Origin of the sequence: Falsiroseomonas sp. E2-1-a4 (assembly GCF_051433165.1) — a bacterium.
In the GTDB taxonomy this organism is placed as follows: Bacteria; Pseudomonadota; Alphaproteobacteria; order Acetobacterales; family Acetobacteraceae; genus Falsiroseomonas.
In genome coordinates this window covers 99,469-114,816 of record NZ_JBHMFS010000009.1, presented here as the reverse complement: position 1 = coordinate 114,816, position 15,348 = coordinate 99,469, and the positions used below count along the sequence as shown (strand labels likewise).

Below are 15,348 nucleotides of genomic sequence, written 5' to 3'. Positions count from 1 at the left end.
GATGCAGGCGGAACTGACCAGCGCGCAGGTCGCGCAATACCGTGCGCGCTACCCCCGCGCCTTCAGCCGTCCCCTGAAGGAACGGGTCGCCACCTGGGCGGGCGGCGCACTGCTGCTGGCCTGGCTGATCTGGGTCTTCTGGCTGTTCGACATCACGCCGATGCGGCTGTGGAACGGGCTGTCGGGCCTCGGCACCATAATCGTGCTGATGATCCCGCCCTCCCCCGGCGAGCTCTGGATGGATATCCTGAAGGGCATCGCGGAATCGGTGGCGATGGCCTTCCTCGGCACCTTCATCGCCGCGGTCATTGCCGTGCCGCTCGGCTTCATGGGCGCGCGGGGCATGCTGCTGAACACGCTGGCGCGGTTCTCGCTGCGGCGGCTGTTCGACGGCATGCGCGGCATCGATACGCTGATCTACGCGCTGGCCTATGTGCGTGCCGTCGGCCTCGGCCCGCTGGCCGGCGTGCTGGCCATCGCCACCGCGGATATCGCGGTGCTGGCCAAGCTCTATGCCGAGGCGATCGAGAATGCGGAGAAGAAGCAGGCCGAGGGCATCGATGCCGTCGGCGCCCATCCCCTGCTGCGCACGCGCTTCGGCGTGCTGCCGCAGGTGCTGCCGGTGATGCTGGCGCAGGCGCTGTATTTCTTCGAGAGCAACACACGTTCCGCCGCAATTCTCGGCGTGGTCGGCGCGGGCGGCATCGGGCTTCAACTCGCAGAGCGGATCAAGGTCAGGCATTGGGACGAGGTCGCGTTCATCATCATCCTGATGGTGATCACCGTATCGATCATCGACGCCATCTCGGGCCGCATCCGCCGCAAGCTGATCGGCGGGCGGGAGTTGGCGGTCGGCTAAATTGATCGGAGGCGCGGGCCAGGTCGCGATCCGCCGGGTGTTCTGCCCGGCAGCGACTTAGACCCGCGATTCCTGCGTCAATAATAGGTCAGGTCGCGCGCCTTGCCGCCGAACACCCGCCAGGCGAAGACCGTGTAGAGCACGATCACCGGCAGCACGAACAAGGCACCGGCGAGGATGATCGAGAGGCTCTCCGGCGCGCTGGCGCTTTCCCAGATGGTCATCCGCTCCGGCACCACATAGGGGAAGAATGACCAGGCGAGGCCGGCGAAGAACAGCACGAACAGGCCGGTCGCGCCCCAGAAGGGAATGTGGTGCCAGGCATCCTCCGCCAGCGGCATCCGCGCCAGCAGCCGCGCCAGGCCGAACAGCAGCAGCGCCGTCAGGATCGGCAGCGGTGCCAGCATCAGGATGCCCGGCCAGTCGAACCAGCGCGCGGCAATGCGGGCCGAGACCAGCGGCGTCACGGCGGAGACCAACAGGATGCCGAGCGCCACCGGCCACAGCGCATGCCGCGCCCAGGCGATGGCGTGCGCCTGCAACGCGCCCTCGGTCCGCCAGATCAACCAGCAGGCGCCGATGAAGGCGTAGGCGATCGCAAGCCCGATCGCGGCCATCACCGCGAAGCCGGTGGCGGCCCAGCCATCGGCGAAGCCCAGCACGTAGCGCCCGAGCATCCAGCCCTGCGCCAAGGCGGATACCATGGAGCCCACGAAGAACCAGCGGTCCCAGCGCCGCTTCTGTGCCTTGTCCCGCGCCTTGGCGCGGAATTCGAAGGCCACGCCGCGCAGCGTCAGCGCCACCAGCATGATCGCAACCGGCATGTACAGCGCCGTCAGGATCACGCCATGCGCCACCGGAAAGGCCACCAGCAGCAGGCCGACACCGAGCACCAGCCAAGTCTCGTTGGCATCCCAGAAGGGGCCGATGGCGGCGATCATGCGGTCGCGCTCATGCTCCTCCGCCACCGTCTCCAGCAGCATGCCGACGCCGAGGTCGAAGCCGTCCAGCACCACATAGGCGAGGATCGCCACCGCCATCAGCCCGGCGAAGATCAGCGGCAGCCATTCATCGGGCAGGAAGGGGGTCATGCGGGCGCCCCCTGGCCCATCTTGTCGCTTGCCGCGTCGCCGGGCGCGCTGCCCGGCTTCATCATGGCGCCGTCCACCTTCTCCGCCACCCGACCGGCCGCGGCCAGGCGGAAGATGGTGGCGATGTAGGCGACCATCAGCAGGCCATAGAGCACCAGGTACATCGCCAGCGTGGTGGCGATGGAAGACGCCGGTAGCGGCCCCGCGGCCTGGGCGGTGTTCAGCACGCCGGTGACCAGCCAGGGCTGGCGGCCGATCTCGGTCACGTACCAGCCGGCCAGCGTCGCCACCCAGCCGCCGAAGCTCATCAGCACGAAGCCACGCAGCAGCAGGTTCGGCACCTGGCCGCGGCGCCAAAGATACCAGGCGCCGAGCCAGCCCATCGCCAGCATCAGCATGCCGATGCCGACCATGATGCGGAAGGCGAAGAACACCGGCGCCACGGGCGGATGCTCGCCGACGAAATCATTCAGCCCGGGCACCACGCCCGCGGCTTCGTGCCGCAGGATCCAGCTGGCGCCATCGGGGATAGCGATCTCGAAGCGGTTCTCCCGCGTCCGCTCATCCGGGATGGCGAACAGCACCAGGGGCACATTGCCGCGGGTTTCCCAGTTCGCCTCCATCGCGGCGACCTTGGCAGGCTGGTGTTCCAGCGTGTTCAGCCCGTGCAGGTCGCCCAGCACCACCTGCAGCGGCGCCAGCAAGGCAGCCATGATGATGCCGGTGCGCAGGCCAAGGCGCACGCCTTCCGCCCGGTCGCCGCGCAGCCAGCGCCAGGCGGACAGGCCGGCGAGCAGGAACGCCACCGTCAGGCCGCTGGCGGTGAGCATGTGGCTCAGCCGGTAGGGCATGGAGGGGTTGAAGACGATGGCGAACCAATCGGTCGCATGCGCGACGCCATCGCGCATCTCGAAGCCCACCGGCGTGTGCATCCAGGAATTCAGCACCAGGATCCAGAAGGCGGACATGGTGGTGCCGAAGGCGACCAGGAAAGTGGCGCCGGTATGCACCCAGCCGGGCACGCGGTGGAAGCCGAACAGCATGATGCCGAGGAAGGTCGCCTCCAGGAAGAAAGCGGTCAGCACCTCATTGGCCAGCAGCGGGCCGGCGATATTGCCCACACGCTCCATGAAGCCCGGCCAGTTGGTGCCGAACTGGAAGGACATCGTAATCCCGGAGACGACGCCGAGCGCGAAGGACAGCGCGAAGACCTTCACCCAGAAGCGATAGGCATCCATCCAGGCTTCGTTCTTCGTGGCATTGAAGCGCAGCTTGAAGAACAGCAGCACCCAGCCGAGCGCAATGGTGATCGTGGGGAACAGGATGTGGAAGGAGATGTTGGACGCGAACTGGATGCGCGCCAGCAGGATCGGGTCCACGGTCTCAGCCCTCCTTTGCCGATGAGGTGCGGCCGCGGACCAGGCCGACCACCTTGTCTTTCGCTTCGAGCAATTTGGTAACGCGCGCGCCGAGTGCCAGCAGCGAGGCCAGGCGCTCCGTCTCCAGGCGCTTGACGTCGTCGTACCAGGTGGTGAGCTGCTCGATCAGCCCGTGCATCTCCGCCATGCGCTGCTGCGCGTGGCGTTCCTCGGCACTGCCGGGGGTCTGCATCAGCAGTTCGCGCAGCACGGAGAGCGTCGGGTCCACCTCCCGCTTCTTCCGTTCCTCAGCCAGGGTGCGAAGGATCTGCCAGACATCGTCGGGCGTGGTGAAATGGTCCCGTCGGTCATCGGGGATGTGCTTCGGAATCGCCAGGTTCCACGCCTGGAGCTCCTTCAGCCCCATCGAGACGTTGGAGCGGGAGACGCCGAGGGCGTCCACGATCTGCTCCGCATTCAATGGCTCGGGCGAGACATACAGCAGGGCGTAGATCTGCCCGACGGTGCGGTTGATGCCCCAGCGACTGCCCATCTCACCGAAGTGCAGCACGAAGGCCTGGACGAGGGGTGGGAGTTTCATGGCCATCCGACATTTCAGGAATTTCTGAAATATCGGATGGCGCAGGATTACGTCAATGGATTCCGATGCGGTGAGGCTTACGGCGGGCAGGCGCCCGCCGGGGATTCAGCCCTGCCGCCGGGCGGTTCAGCCCTGCCGCCTGGGCGGCTCAGCCCTTGTGCAGCGCCCGCATATTGGCCGCCACGCGGCGCCGGGCCGGGCGCAGGGCGGCCGCGGCCACGACATCCGACCGGGCACCCTGCATCACGGCGCGGCCGGCGGCGAAGGCGCCATCGGTGAACGCCTTCTGCTTTTCCGCCACCATTTCCGCCAACGCCGCGCTGGCGCCGGCCGGGTCGGTTCCCAGCTGCATGCTGCGCAGCGCGAACACCCAGCCGGACTGCCAGGCGAATAGCGCGTAGGCGGCGGGATTATTCACAGCGCGGCCAGGACCGCTTCGGCCTTGGAGACCTCGAAGGCGCCAGGCGCCTCGACCGCTACATGCGTCACCTTGCCGTCCTTCGCCACCAGCACGAAGCGCTGGCAACGCAGGCCCAGGCCGCGGCCCATCAGGTCCAGCTCCAGCCCCAGCGCTTTGGTCAGCACGGCCGATCCATCGGCCAGCATCACCACCTGGTCCGTGATGCCCTGGTCCTTGGCCCAGGCACCCATGACGAAGGCATCGTTGACGGACATGCAGGCGATGGTGTCCACGCCCTTGGCCATCAGCGCCTGGGCGTTGGTAACGAAGCCCGGCAGATGCTTGGCGGAGCAGGTGGGGGTGAAGGCGCCGGGCACGCCGAACAGCACCACGGTCTTGCCCTTGAACAGCTCCTCCGTCCCGATTTCCTTCGGCCCCTCGGCGCCGGCCTGGGTGACCTTCACGGACGGGATCGCATCGCCAACCTGGATCGTCATTACCCAATCTCTCCTCAGCCAATGTGGCTGCTTAGTGCAGATCGGCCCGATCCGTCCATGCAACAGAGCCGTGCGACAGGCCATGCAACGCCAAGCGCTGCTTGCGGGGGCGGGGGCGTGTCGCCATGTTCAACGGCATCATGGCCCAGCGCGATCCCTCTCCCCCGAAAGAAATCCTCGCCACGGATGCGGGCGAGGACGGCTACCTGACCGGCCAGTTGCTGGTGGCCATGCCCGGCATGTCCGACCCGCGCTTCGCCCGCAGCGTGATCTGCCTGTGTGCCCATTCGGCGGAGGGCGCCATGGGCATCGTGCTGAACCAGCCCTTGGCGAAGCTGACCTTCGATGACCTGCTCGCCCAGCTCAAGCTGGACCCGGTGCCCCCCGCCCGGCGCATCCGCCTGACCCAGGGCGGCCCGGTGGAGGGCGGTCGCGGCTTCGTGCTGCACACGGCGGATTGGGAGACGGAGGGCAGCCTGAAGGTCGCCGCCGACCTGGCGCTGACCGCCAGCGTCGAGATCCTGAAGGCCATCGCCGAGGGCGGTGGGCCGCGCGAAGGCGTACTGGCGCTCGGCTATGCCGGCTGGGGCCCGGGCCAGTTGGATGACGAGATCCACGGCAATGCCTGGCTGAACGTGCCGGCGGATGAGGCGCTGCTGTTCGCCGAACAGCCGGAACAGCTGTGGCGCGCGGCGATGGCCCGGCTGGGCATCGACCCCTCCGCCTTGTCGGGCAGCGCCGGGCACGCGTAGATGCATGCCCTCAGGCGGCGGGCGGCCGCTACGCGGCCTTGCCTGCGCGCCTGGCACTGACGCGCCCGGCGTCGTGGCTGGTCCGGGCGCGGGCCGCCTTCGCGGCCTCGGCTCGCCAAGTGGCGAGCCGCCTGCGCTGGACTTCACCAGCCTGACGCCGCACACCTTGCCCATGGCCCCCGCGCCCCGGATTCGTCTGCTGCCCGAGACCACCGCCAACCGCATCGCGGCCGGCGAAGTGGTCGAACGCCCGGCGGCGGCGGTGAAGGAGCTGGTCGAAAACGCGCTGGATGCCGGCGCGCGCCGCATCACCGTCACACTGGAAGACGGCGGCATCGGCCGCATCCTGGTGGAGGATGACGGGCACGGCATGGGCGAGGCCGACCTCGCCATGGCCCTCGAACGCCACGCCACCTCCAAGCTGGCCGAGGAAGCGATGCTGTTCCGCATCGCAACCCTGGGCTTCCGGGGGGAGGCGCTGCCCTCGATCGGCGCCGTCTCCCGCCTCACCCTCACCTCCCGCCTGATGGACGGCGCGGCGCATGTCATCAGCGTGGAGGGCGGGCGCAAATCCGCGGTCGGGCCGGCGGCCGGCGCGCCCGGCACGCGGGTGGAGGTGCGGGACCTGTTCTTCGCCACCCCGGCCCGCCGCGCCTTCCTCCGCACCCCGCGCCATGAGGCCGAACAGGCGGTGGAGGCGGTGCGGCGCCTGGCCATGGCCTGGCCGGAGGTGGCCTTCCGGGTGGAGGTGGAGGGGCGCATCGCCCTGTCCCTGCCGCCCACGGACCGGGACGGCCGCGTCGCCGCCCTGCTCGGCGCGGAGTTCGCCGCCGCCGCGGTGCCGGTCGAATCCGAGCGGCACGGCCTGCGCCTGTCCGGCCTCGCCGGCCTGCCGACGCACCACACCGCCACCGGCGCCGCGCAGCATTTGGTGGTCAACCGCCGCCCGGTGCGGGACCCGCTGCTGCGGACGGCGCTGCGCGTGGCCTATCGGGACATGGTGCCCGCCAAGCGCTTCCCCGTCGCCGCGCTGTTCCTGGAGGTGCCGGCGGAGGCGGTGGATGTGAATGTCCACCCGATGAAGACGGAGCTGCGCTTCCGCGACCCCGCCGCGGTGCGCGGCCTGATGATCTCGGCGCTCGGCCGGGCGCTGGCCGTGGGCGCGGGCGGCGCGGCGCCGGAGGATGTGGCGGTACCGGCCTGGGATTCGGGGGCCTGGAACGCCCCCGGCTTTGCGGAGGCTCTGGCGCCCGGCCCCGGCAGCTTCCCCGGCTGGACGCCCCCCACCGGCCCGCTGCCGCAGCGCCCGCGAACAGCCCACCTGCCGCTCGGCTTCGCCCCCGCCCAGCCGGCGCCGGCGCCCGAGGCGTTCGGCCCAGATTTTGGCACAGAAGGCCCGCTCGGCCGGCCGCTCGGCCAGATTCTCGAGACCTATGTGCTGGCCGAGGCGCCGGACGGGTCCCTGGTGCTGGTGGACCAGCACGCCGCCCATGAACGCCTGACGCATGAGGCGCTGCGCGCGCAATTGGTGGAAGGCGGCGTGCGCGCCCAGCCGCTGCTGCTGCCCGCGGTGGTGGAACTGCCCGCCGCGGATGCCGCGCGGCTGCTGGACCAGGCGCCGGCGCTCGCCCGCCTCGGCCTGGAGATCGAGGGGTTTGGCGGCCCCGGCGCGCTGCTGGTGCGCGCCATGCCGGCACTGCTCGGCGCGCCCGACCCGGCACCGCTGCTGCGCGACCTGGCCGAGGAGCTGGCCGAGATGGATGAGGCCCTGGCGCTGGAGGCGCGGCTGGATGCGGCGGTGGCGCGGCTGGCCTGCCACGGATCGATCCGCGCCGGGCGGCGGCTGGGGGGCGCGGAGATGGCGGCGCTGCTGCGCCAGATGGAGGCGACGCCGCGCGCCGCCACCTGTTCCCACGGCCGCCCCACCGTGCTGCGCTTCGGGAAGGCGGAGCTGGAGAGGCTGTTCGGACGGCGCTGATTGCGGGCAGGATGGGCGCAACGACTACGGGAGACGTGCCGATGACCGATTCCGCCCCGCTGATGCAGCTGATCTATGCCTCCCGCCCCTTCGGCTTCTCCGGCGACATGCTGGACGACATCCTGATGGCGGCGCGCCGCCACAACCGGCGGGACGGGCTGACCGGCGCCCTGATCTGCCGCGCCGACCTGTTCCTGCAGATGCTGGAAGGCCCGCGCGACAAGGTGACCGCCACCTTCGGCCGCATCCTGCGGGATGACCGGCACCTGGAAGTCTCCCTGGTCTGGTCCGGCGACGCGCCGGCCCGGCTGTTCGGGGAATGGGACATGCTGGACGACCCGGCGCGGAGCTGGATGTGGAGCCGGGAGGATGTGCGGGGCGGGGCGGTGGTGCGCGCCTCGGCGGCGGAGGCGCGGGCGGTGTTTCAGAGGGTGGCGGGGGAGGTTGGATAGGCAGACGTTGAAGATCTGACATCAATTTCCACAATCAGCCGTCTAGACTCGAACATCAGAGATCTTCGAAATAGAGAGGCTTATCTCAGACAGACTTCGCAAAGGAGGAAAACAAGAACGTGGCGAAGATAGTTGACGAGGTTTTACGCGGCACCCACCTCAGACAGCACCCAAATGAGCGACCCATACTAGTGCCATTTCTGCACAATTTTGACGTCACCTGGGCGCATGCATCTAACTCCCACAATACTAAAATATCGGCATATTTTTGCGTCCTGATGATTTGGTTCAGCAACAATTCGGTATCGATGGCGAGGTACTTCTAGTCGTTTGCAGTTTTCCCACTACACAGCCAAGAACCCTTCAGGCAATTGAGCGGATCATGGAGACCGAGCCGGCGCGCGGTCGGGTCGATCCTACGCTATTTCTCCTGGCCACGCCGGATAGAACCGCGCCAGATTTTCTAAAGCGACACGCCTCGTTAAATTCGCAGGCTCGTGTCCCGGTTGTTCTTAACTCCGACGACCTCCAAGCTGGCGCGAGCGATATCTGGCTGGTCCGCCGAGCAATCAGCGCTCAGCTTTACTCCAGAGATTTATTCAATGAACAACTTCCACTTCGCAGTGATTTGTATTTCGTCGGTCGCGATAAAATGGTCGCCGACCTTCTGACATCCATTAAGCAGAGCCGCAATCGCGGGCTTTTTGGTCTTCGAAAGACCGGCAAGACTTCCGCGCTTTTTAAGGTTAGGCGGCTCGCCGAGAGAGATCGCATCGTCACCTTATACTACGACTGCAAAGATCCAGAAATTCGATCGATGCGCTGGAACGAATTTCTCGTTAGGATAATGTCAGATCTTAGGTCCAGAGGCTTCAGTACAAGACGAGCTCACTCTGGACGCGAGCATGTTTCGGGCCAATTTAAACGACTCATTGCTGCGAATTCATCGCGCGGGCATGTCTGCATCATCTTTGATGAAATCGAATACGTGTCTCCGCTAGCAAAGCTCGACATTCATTGGCACAAGGACTTTGTGCCGTTCTGGCAAACATTGTGGACAACACAAAGCGAAAGCCGCACTCTCTCATTTTTGATTTCAGGAGTGAACCCGACAGTTGTTGAGCTCGACGAAGTTGATGGAGTTCAAAATCCCGTTTTTGGCATCGTTTCAGCTGACTACCTCACTGGCCTCTCGTCTTCTGAGGTTAAAATGATGCTGGAACAAATAGGTAAGCGTATGGGGTTGGTGTTCGGCAATGAGGCTGTAAGCTACATAGTAGGCCGTTACGGCGGCCACCCTCTTCTTACGCGAATGGCGTGCTCATATATGCACACGTTTGTTCAGGGACGGGGGCAGGGCAGGCCGGCTAACATCACGGAGGCTCTACTTAAAAGCACCGAGCAAGATCGCGAGGATGAAATTTCATTTTATTGCAGGCATGTCATTTCCGAACTTCGCCAGTTTTATCCTGACGAGTATCAAGTCTTGGAAATGCTTTCGTCGGGCAACGTAGCTGGATTTTTGGAAACCTCTAAGGGAGCCGACCACGTAAAGCACATCGTGGGCTATGGGCTGATTGATGGGTCTCAAAAGCAGAAGCCAACCATTAAGCTGCCTGTGGTAAGTCGCTTTATCAATATTGAGCGCGCACGCAGATCGGGCACATCGGCCGAGCCTTATATTGTACCTGAAGCGTCCCGCGCCGCGTGGCTTCAAACCCGAATTGCACGTATTACCGCTGATATGCGTCAGATGGAGCGCCTAGCTAGCACCAGAGGCTATCCTTTTCTCTATGGGGAGAATGGATTCCCGGAGGCCGAGCGCTTTAACTCAGCCAAAGTTGTTTCTAGCCGCACCGATTTCGAAAGCTTCGTGAATATCTGCAACCGCTGCTTTGTTGATCCCATCGAGCGGCACTGGTCCTCTAAAGGTATTAAACAATATTTTTGGAACGATGTCAAAACCGCTTATCCCGAGCTTTGGCATGCGCTTCTAAGAATAAAACTTTACCGCAACGACAATATGCACCTTGAGCTTACTCAGGTCGTAGAACAGAGGCTTCGGGATATGCTTGCTCAAGATTTCTTGGGGACGGTGCCAAACAGGTTGGACGGCACGTATTTTGCGCTGCAACAATTCGTTCTCAACGGACTTTTTGTGGGTGCCCAAATAGAGCTAGACAAGCTGATCTAAGTCTTTTGCTTTGCGCAACAATTACCTGACTGGCCGCAGGAGGACGCACGGCACGCGTGACCGCTTATTGACGCGCTTCGGTGCCGAAGACGATGCCGTCGCGGCCTTCGACTTAAAGAGTTCCGCAATGAGGCCCGGCCGCAGCTAGCCTCCGGCTTGGAGGCATCATGGTCTAGCGATGGCGCCAGCGTGGAGGTTGACTTATGCCGCTCCGCCCCCCCACCACTTCCCCATGCCCAAGCTCCAAGCCGCCCAAATCCCCGTTACCCCCTTCCAGCAGAACTGCGCCCTGATCTGGGATGCCGAGACCCAGCGCGGCACGGTCATCGACCCGGGTGGCGATGTGCCGCGCATCCTGGCCGCCATCGCCAAGGCGGGCATTGCCATCGACAATATCCTGCTCACCCATGGCCATCTGGACCATGCCGGCGGGGCGGATGCGCTGCGGGCGGCCCTCACGGAAAGCCAGGGCGCGCCGGTGCCGCTGGTCGGGCCGCACCGGGATGATGCCTTCCTGCTGTCCGGCATCGCCGCCCAGGCCCGCCAATACGGCATCCCGGACCTCCAGAACGCCACGCCGGACCGCTTCCTGGAGGAAGGGGAGACGGTCCAAATCGCCGGCCAGGATTTCGGCGTGCTGCATTGCCCGGGCCATGCGCCGGGGCATGTGGTCTTCGTCAACCAGGCGCTCGGCTTCGCGGTGGTGGGGGATGTGCTGTTCCGCGGCTCCATCGGCCGCACGGATTTCCCCTATGGGGACCATGATGCGCTGATCCACGCCATCGTCACCAAGCTGCTGCCGCTGGGGGATGAGATGCGGTTTCTCTGCGGGCATGGGCCGGGCTCCACCTTCGGCGAGGAACGGCGGACCAACCCCTTCCTGCCGCGGTAGGGCGGGGAGCCCCCACCCGTTGCGGCAGCGCCGCAACCCCCCGCAGCGCGGGGGAGGGCTTTAACGGTCACCGCCGGGCGGCGGCGCGTTCGCTCATGATGCAGGCGAAGACCACCACGGCGGCGCCGGCCAGCATGGCCAGCACCGGGATGCGGCCCCAGAAGGCAAAGTCCCAGGTCAGGCTCCAGACCAGGCCGGAATAGCCGAAGGGCGCCAGGCGGCTCGCCGTGGCGTGCCGGAAGGCTTCCGCCAGGCACACCGTCGCCGCGCCGACGATCAACCCGTTGCCCACCATCTGCGCCAGGCTCAGCGCGGTGGGGGTGGACCAGTGGCTCAGCCCCAGCGGCAGCATCACCGCGAAGCCGAGCACGGAGGGCCAGATCAGCACCCGCCCGATCCCCGGCTCCGTCCGCAATTGCCGGTTCAGCACGAACACCGCCGAGTAACAGAAGGTGCCGCCCAGCGCGTAGAGGTAGCCCAGCACGGGCGCGCCACCGGCCATCCCCGCCAGCCCCGGCGCCAGCCCGATCGCGACCCCCGCAAATCCCACCGCGCACCAGGCCCAGGCCACCGCCGGCGGCCGTTCCTGCAGCAGCCAGGCGGACAGCGCCAGCACCAGGAAGGGGGAGGTGAAGAACACCAGATAGCCCTCCGCCAGCGGCAGCAGGCTGAAGGCCTGGAAGAAGCAGATGGCGCTGCCCAGCATCACCAGCGCCCGCGCCGCATGCAGCCGCGGAAAGCGCGTGCTCAGCACCCCGCCCCAGCCGGGGATAAGCGCGCGGGCGCACAGCACCACCAGCAGCAGCGTGGCGAAGCGCACCAGCAGCACCTGCCACACCTCATGCCCGTCCGACAGCAGCTTGCTGTTGGCATCGAGCAACCCGAACAGCCCGATGCCCGCCAGCATCAGCACCGGACCGCGCACGTCGTTCTCCCCCTGGATCGTGCGCGGGTATGCCCTCGGCGCGGGGCGCAAGTCCACCAGCGCCGCCGCGCATGGCAGGGCTGCACCCCATCCGCGCATGCCACCTTCCCACCGCCGCCGAGACAGGGCACAAGCCGCGGCGCCATGACCCCCCAACTCGCCTCCGTCCTCATGCCGCTGATGCGCGGCATCGACCCTGAACGCGCGCATGACCTGGCGCTCCGAGGGCTGCGCTTTGGCCTCGCCGGGGCGGATCGCAGCGCGGATGACCCGGTGCTGGCGACGCGCGCGCTGGGTCTCCATTTCCGCAACCCGATCGGCCTGGCCGCCGGCTTCGACAAATCGGCGGTGGCCATCGCGCCGCTGATGCGGCTGGGCTTCGGCTTCGTGGAGGCCGGGTCCGTCACGCCCAAGCCGCAGATCGGCAACCCGAAGCCGCGCCTGTTCCGCCTGGCGGAGGATCGGGCGGTGATCAACCGCATGGGCATGAACAATGGCGGCCTGCCCGCCTTCCTGGCCCGGCTGGCGCATCTGCCGGCCAACCGCCCGGCCGTGCTCGGCGTGAACATCGCCATCAACAAGGATGGCGCGGCGCCGCTGCGGGATTATCCGGCGCTGTACGCGGCCGTGGCGCCGTATGCGGGCTACGTCGCCATCAACGTCTCCTCCCCCAACACCCCCGGCCTGCGGGACCTGCAGGGGGAGGCGATGCTGCGGGACATCCTGGCCGCGGTGGTGGCGGCGCGGGATGCGCTGACGGGTCCGCGCCCGCCCATCCTGGTGAAGATCGCGCCGGATTTGTCCCCGGCGGCGGTGGAGCCGATTGTTGAGGCCGCGGTGGCGCATGGCATCGCCGGCCTCATCGTCTCCAACACCACCATCGCCCGCCCGGCGCCGCTGCGATCCGCGCTGAAATCCCAGGCCGGCGGCCTGTCCGGCCCGCCGTTGCGCGCGGCATCCACCGAATTGCTGCGCCGGGTGGCGCGGCTCGCGGCCGGGCGGGACCTGACGCTGATCGGCTGCGGCGGGGTTTCCAGCGGGGCGGATGCGTTGGAAAAGATCAAGGCCGGCGCCGCGCTGGTGCAACTCTATGCCGCCTTCGCCTATGACGGTCCGGCGCTGATCCCGCGCATCAAGCGGGACCTCGCCGCGGCCTTGCGGCGGGAGGGGTTCAAGAATGTGGCCGAGGCCATCGGGGTGGATGCACGATGATCATGCTGGACGGGGTGGCGGCCCTGGCGGACCGCTACGATGGCTTCATCCTGGACCTTTGGGGCGTGGTGCATGACGGCCGCAAGCCCTATCCGGGCGTGGCGGATGCGCTGGGCAAGCTGAAGGCGCGCGGCAAGCGCATCGCCTTCCTCTCCAACGCACCGCGCCGGTCCTTCGTGGTGGATGACTTGCTGACCGGCATGGGGCTCGACCGCGCGCTGTGGGACGGCACCATGACCTCCGGCGAGCTGGCCTGGCGGCACCTGAAGCACCGGGACCGCGCGGATTTCGCCGCACTCGGCACCAAGGCGCTGCATATCGGGCCGGAGCGGGATTTGTCGGTGCCGGCGGAAACCGGCGTGGAGCTGGTGGGGTCGGCGGAGGAAGCCGATTTCGTGCTGAACACCGGCCCGGAACCCGCCCGCGGCAACCATGACATCGAGCCCTATCGCGCCACGCTGGCCGCCTGCGCCGCGCGCCGCCTGCCGATGCTCTGCGTCAATCCGGACCGGCATGTGATGGTGGGCGAAGACCGGGTGATCTGCGCGGGCGCGCTGGCGGATCTGTACGCGGAACTTGGCGGGCCGGCCGCCATCGAGATCGGCAAGCCGGACCCGGCCTGCTACCCGCCGGTGCTGGAATTGCTGGGCATCACGGACCGCGCCCGCGTGGTCGCCATCGGCGACAGCCCGCATACGGACTTGGCCGGCGCGCAATCGGCGGGTATCGATGCCGTCTGGGCGCTGACCGGCCTCGCCGCCCACGCGCATGGCACGAAGCCGGACCCCGCGTTATTGGCCCAGGTCGCGGCCAGTGAAGGCGTGCGCCCGGTCGCCGCGCTGATGGGGCTGCGCTGGTAGCCTGAGCAGGGGTGGGTTGCGCCGGCTGGGTGTGGGCCGGTGCAGCGGGCGGGCCTACACTCCCGCGCTGTAAACCCTCCCCAGGCTGCTACCCCCCCTCGCCCACCGATCTGGCTGCTGGTCGCGATCATTGGCATCGGGCCCTTCACCATGCAGGTGCTGGTGCCGTCCCTGCCGGCGATGGGGCGCGACCTCGGCGCCAGCACGGCGACCGTGCAGCTCACCGTCACGCTGTATCTGCTGGGGGTCGGCGCCGGGCAGCTGATCTATGGTCCGCTGTCGGATCGCTTCGGCCGCCGGCCGCTGCTGATGGGCGGCCTGGCGCTGTATGCGGTGGCGAGCCTGGCGGCGGCACTCGCCCCGGGGATCGAGGAATTGCTGGTGGCACGCGTCGCCCAGGCCGTGGGTGCCTGTGCCGGGGTGGTGCTGGTGCGCGCCGTGATCCGCGATGTCTGGTCGCGGGACGAGGCGGCGAGCGTGCTCGGCTACGTGACGATGGGCATGACCATCGCGCCAATGATCGCCCCGATCCTCGGCAGCCTGCTGGAGCAGAGTTTCGGCTGGCGCGCCAGCATGGTCGCCTGCCTCGGCTTCGGCCTGCCGCTGGCGCTGGTCGCCTGGCTGCGGCTGGAGGAGACGCTGCCGGCGCCGCAGCCGCTGCCCGGGCTGGGCGCCATATTGCGCGCCTATCGCAGCCTGTGGGCGATTCCATCTTTTCGCGCCTACACGGCACTCACAGCCTGCGCCACCGGGATCTTCTTCGCCTTCCTGGGCGGCGCACCCTATGTGGTGGTGCAGGGCATGGGCTATTCGCCGGTGCAGTTCGCTCTGGCCTTCGCCGCGATTTCCATCTTCTTCGCCGCCGGCAATTGGCTCGCCGGGCGGCTTTCGCGGCGGCTCGGCATTCTGCGCATGCTGGGCGTGGGCACCATGATCGCCACGGTCGGCGCGGTGAGTGCGGCCATCGCCATGGTGGTGCTGCCGCCGCATATCCTGGTGTTCTTCGTGCCGATGGCCATCGTGGCGGTGGGCAATGGCATGACCCAGCCCAACGCCATCGCCGGGGCGCTGAGTGCCCGCCCGCAGCTTGCCGGCACTGCATCCGCCCTGGTCGGCGCCTTGCAGATGGGCTTCGGTGCGCTGATGACCTTCGTGGTCGGGCTGGTGGAGTTCGGCAGCGGCATCGGCACCTCGCTGACCATGGCGGCAACCGGCGTGGCCTGCCTGATGGCACTGCGCGGGGCGCGCCGGGCCGGCGGCTGAACAGGGGAGAAGGC

The 15,348-nt window shown here is 67.4% G+C and carries 15 protein-coding genes; 9 read left to right on the top strand and 6 right to left on the bottom strand.

Features of this window, described 5'->3' with window-relative positions:
* The first annotated feature begins 1 nt into the window (after nucleotide 1).
* Nucleotides 2–859 (top strand): phosphonate ABC transporter, permease protein PhnE, encoded by an 858-nt coding sequence (phnE, locus tag ACFHNC_RS11975; RefSeq protein WP_437169452.1) that lies wholly within the window; start codon nucleotides 2–4, stop codon nucleotides 857–859.
* A 77-nt stretch (nucleotides 860–936) separates the two neighbouring features.
* On the opposite strand, the gene ACFHNC_RS11970 is transcribed toward phnE, so the two are convergent.
* From ACFHNC_RS11970 to ACFHNC_RS11950, 5 genes are all read right to left on the bottom strand, one after another.
* Nucleotides 937–1,950 carry a cytochrome d ubiquinol oxidase subunit II gene (locus tag ACFHNC_RS11970; RefSeq protein ID WP_437169451.1) on the bottom strand — a complete coding sequence of 338 codons (1,014 nt, stop codon included), beginning with the start codon at nucleotides 1,948–1,950 and terminating at the stop codon, nucleotides 937–939.
* Nucleotides 1,947–3,329: a cytochrome ubiquinol oxidase subunit I gene (locus ACFHNC_RS11965; RefSeq protein WP_437169450.1), complete on the bottom strand. Its 1,383-nt coding sequence runs from the start codon at nucleotides 3,327–3,329 to the stop codon at nucleotides 1,947–1,949. The genes ACFHNC_RS11970 and ACFHNC_RS11965 overlap by 4 nt, the downstream gene beginning before the upstream one ends.
* Before the next feature lie 4 nt (nucleotides 3,330–3,333).
* On the bottom strand, nucleotides 3,334–3,909 hold the full coding sequence (locus tag ACFHNC_RS11960; RefSeq protein WP_437169449.1) for a GbsR/MarR family transcriptional regulator: 576 nt from the start codon (nucleotides 3,907–3,909) through the stop codon (nucleotides 3,334–3,336).
* A 148-nt stretch (nucleotides 3,910–4,057) separates the two neighbouring features.
* Nucleotides 4,058–4,327, bottom strand: a complete 270-nt coding sequence (locus ACFHNC_RS11955; RefSeq protein WP_437169448.1) for a hypothetical protein — start codon at nucleotides 4,325–4,327, stop codon at nucleotides 4,058–4,060.
* The gene (locus ACFHNC_RS11950; RefSeq protein WP_437169447.1) at nucleotides 4,324–4,806 is read right to left on the bottom strand and encodes a peroxiredoxin; all 483 of its coding nucleotides are present in this window, start codon (nucleotides 4,804–4,806) and stop codon (nucleotides 4,324–4,326) included. The genes ACFHNC_RS11955 and ACFHNC_RS11950 overlap by 4 nt, the downstream gene beginning before the upstream one ends.
* 125 nt (nucleotides 4,807–4,931) lie before the next feature.
* Here ACFHNC_RS11950 and ACFHNC_RS11945 point away from each other — a divergent pair, with 125 nt between their 5' ends.
* From ACFHNC_RS11945 to ACFHNC_RS11925, 5 genes are all read left to right on the top strand, one after another.
* Nucleotides 4,932–5,558 carry a YqgE/AlgH family protein gene (locus ACFHNC_RS11945; protein ID WP_437169446.1) on the top strand — a complete coding sequence of 209 codons (627 nt, stop codon included), beginning with the start codon at nucleotides 4,932–4,934 and terminating at the stop codon, nucleotides 5,556–5,558.
* 172 nt (nucleotides 5,559–5,730) lie between these two features.
* Entirely contained in the window at nucleotides 5,731–7,536 is a 1,806-nt protein-coding gene (gene mutL / locus ACFHNC_RS11940) for a DNA mismatch repair endonuclease MutL (protein ID WP_437169445.1), read from the top strand.
* A 41-nt stretch (nucleotides 7,537–7,577) separates the two neighbouring features.
* On the top strand, nucleotides 7,578–7,988 hold the full coding sequence (locus ACFHNC_RS11935) for a BLUF domain-containing protein (RefSeq protein ID WP_437169444.1): 411 nt from the start codon (nucleotides 7,578–7,580) through the stop codon (nucleotides 7,986–7,988).
* Nucleotides 7,989–8,370: 382 nt separating this feature from the next.
* Nucleotides 8,371–10,182, top strand: a complete 1,812-nt coding sequence (locus tag ACFHNC_RS11930; protein ID WP_437169443.1) for a hypothetical protein — start codon at nucleotides 8,371–8,373, stop codon at nucleotides 10,180–10,182.
* A gap of 232 nt (nucleotides 10,183–10,414) precedes the next feature.
* On the top strand, nucleotides 10,415–11,074 hold the full coding sequence (locus ACFHNC_RS11925; protein ID WP_437169442.1) for an MBL fold metallo-hydrolase: 660 nt from the start codon (nucleotides 10,415–10,417) through the stop codon (nucleotides 11,072–11,074).
* A gap of 67 nt (nucleotides 11,075–11,141) precedes the next feature.
* Here ACFHNC_RS11925 and ACFHNC_RS11920 read toward each other — a convergent pair whose 3' ends face one another.
* The gene (locus tag ACFHNC_RS11920; protein WP_437169441.1) at nucleotides 11,142–11,999 is read right to left on the bottom strand and encodes a DMT family transporter; all 858 of its coding nucleotides are present in this window, start codon (nucleotides 11,997–11,999) and stop codon (nucleotides 11,142–11,144) included.
* A gap of 144 nt (nucleotides 12,000–12,143) precedes the next feature.
* Between ACFHNC_RS11920 and ACFHNC_RS11915 the strand changes: the two genes are divergently transcribed.
* From ACFHNC_RS11915 to ACFHNC_RS11905, 3 genes are read left to right on the top strand one after another with little or no spacing between them, the layout of a single operon-like run.
* The gene (locus ACFHNC_RS11915; RefSeq protein WP_437169440.1) at nucleotides 12,144–13,211 is read left to right on the top strand and encodes a quinone-dependent dihydroorotate dehydrogenase; all 1,068 of its coding nucleotides are present in this window, start codon (nucleotides 12,144–12,146) and stop codon (nucleotides 13,209–13,211) included.
* The gene (locus tag ACFHNC_RS11910) at nucleotides 13,208–14,071 is read left to right on the top strand and encodes a TIGR01459 family HAD-type hydrolase (RefSeq protein ID WP_437169439.1); all 864 of its coding nucleotides are present in this window, start codon (nucleotides 13,208–13,210) and stop codon (nucleotides 14,069–14,071) included. Before ACFHNC_RS11915 ends, ACFHNC_RS11910 begins: the two co-directional genes overlap by 4 nt.
* A gap of 39 nt (nucleotides 14,072–14,110) precedes the next feature.
* The gene (locus tag ACFHNC_RS11905) at nucleotides 14,111–15,334 is read left to right on the top strand and encodes a multidrug effflux MFS transporter (RefSeq protein ID WP_437169438.1); all 1,224 of its coding nucleotides are present in this window, start codon (nucleotides 14,111–14,113) and stop codon (nucleotides 15,332–15,334) included.
* The last annotated feature ends 14 nt before the right edge of the window (nucleotides 15,335–15,348 follow it).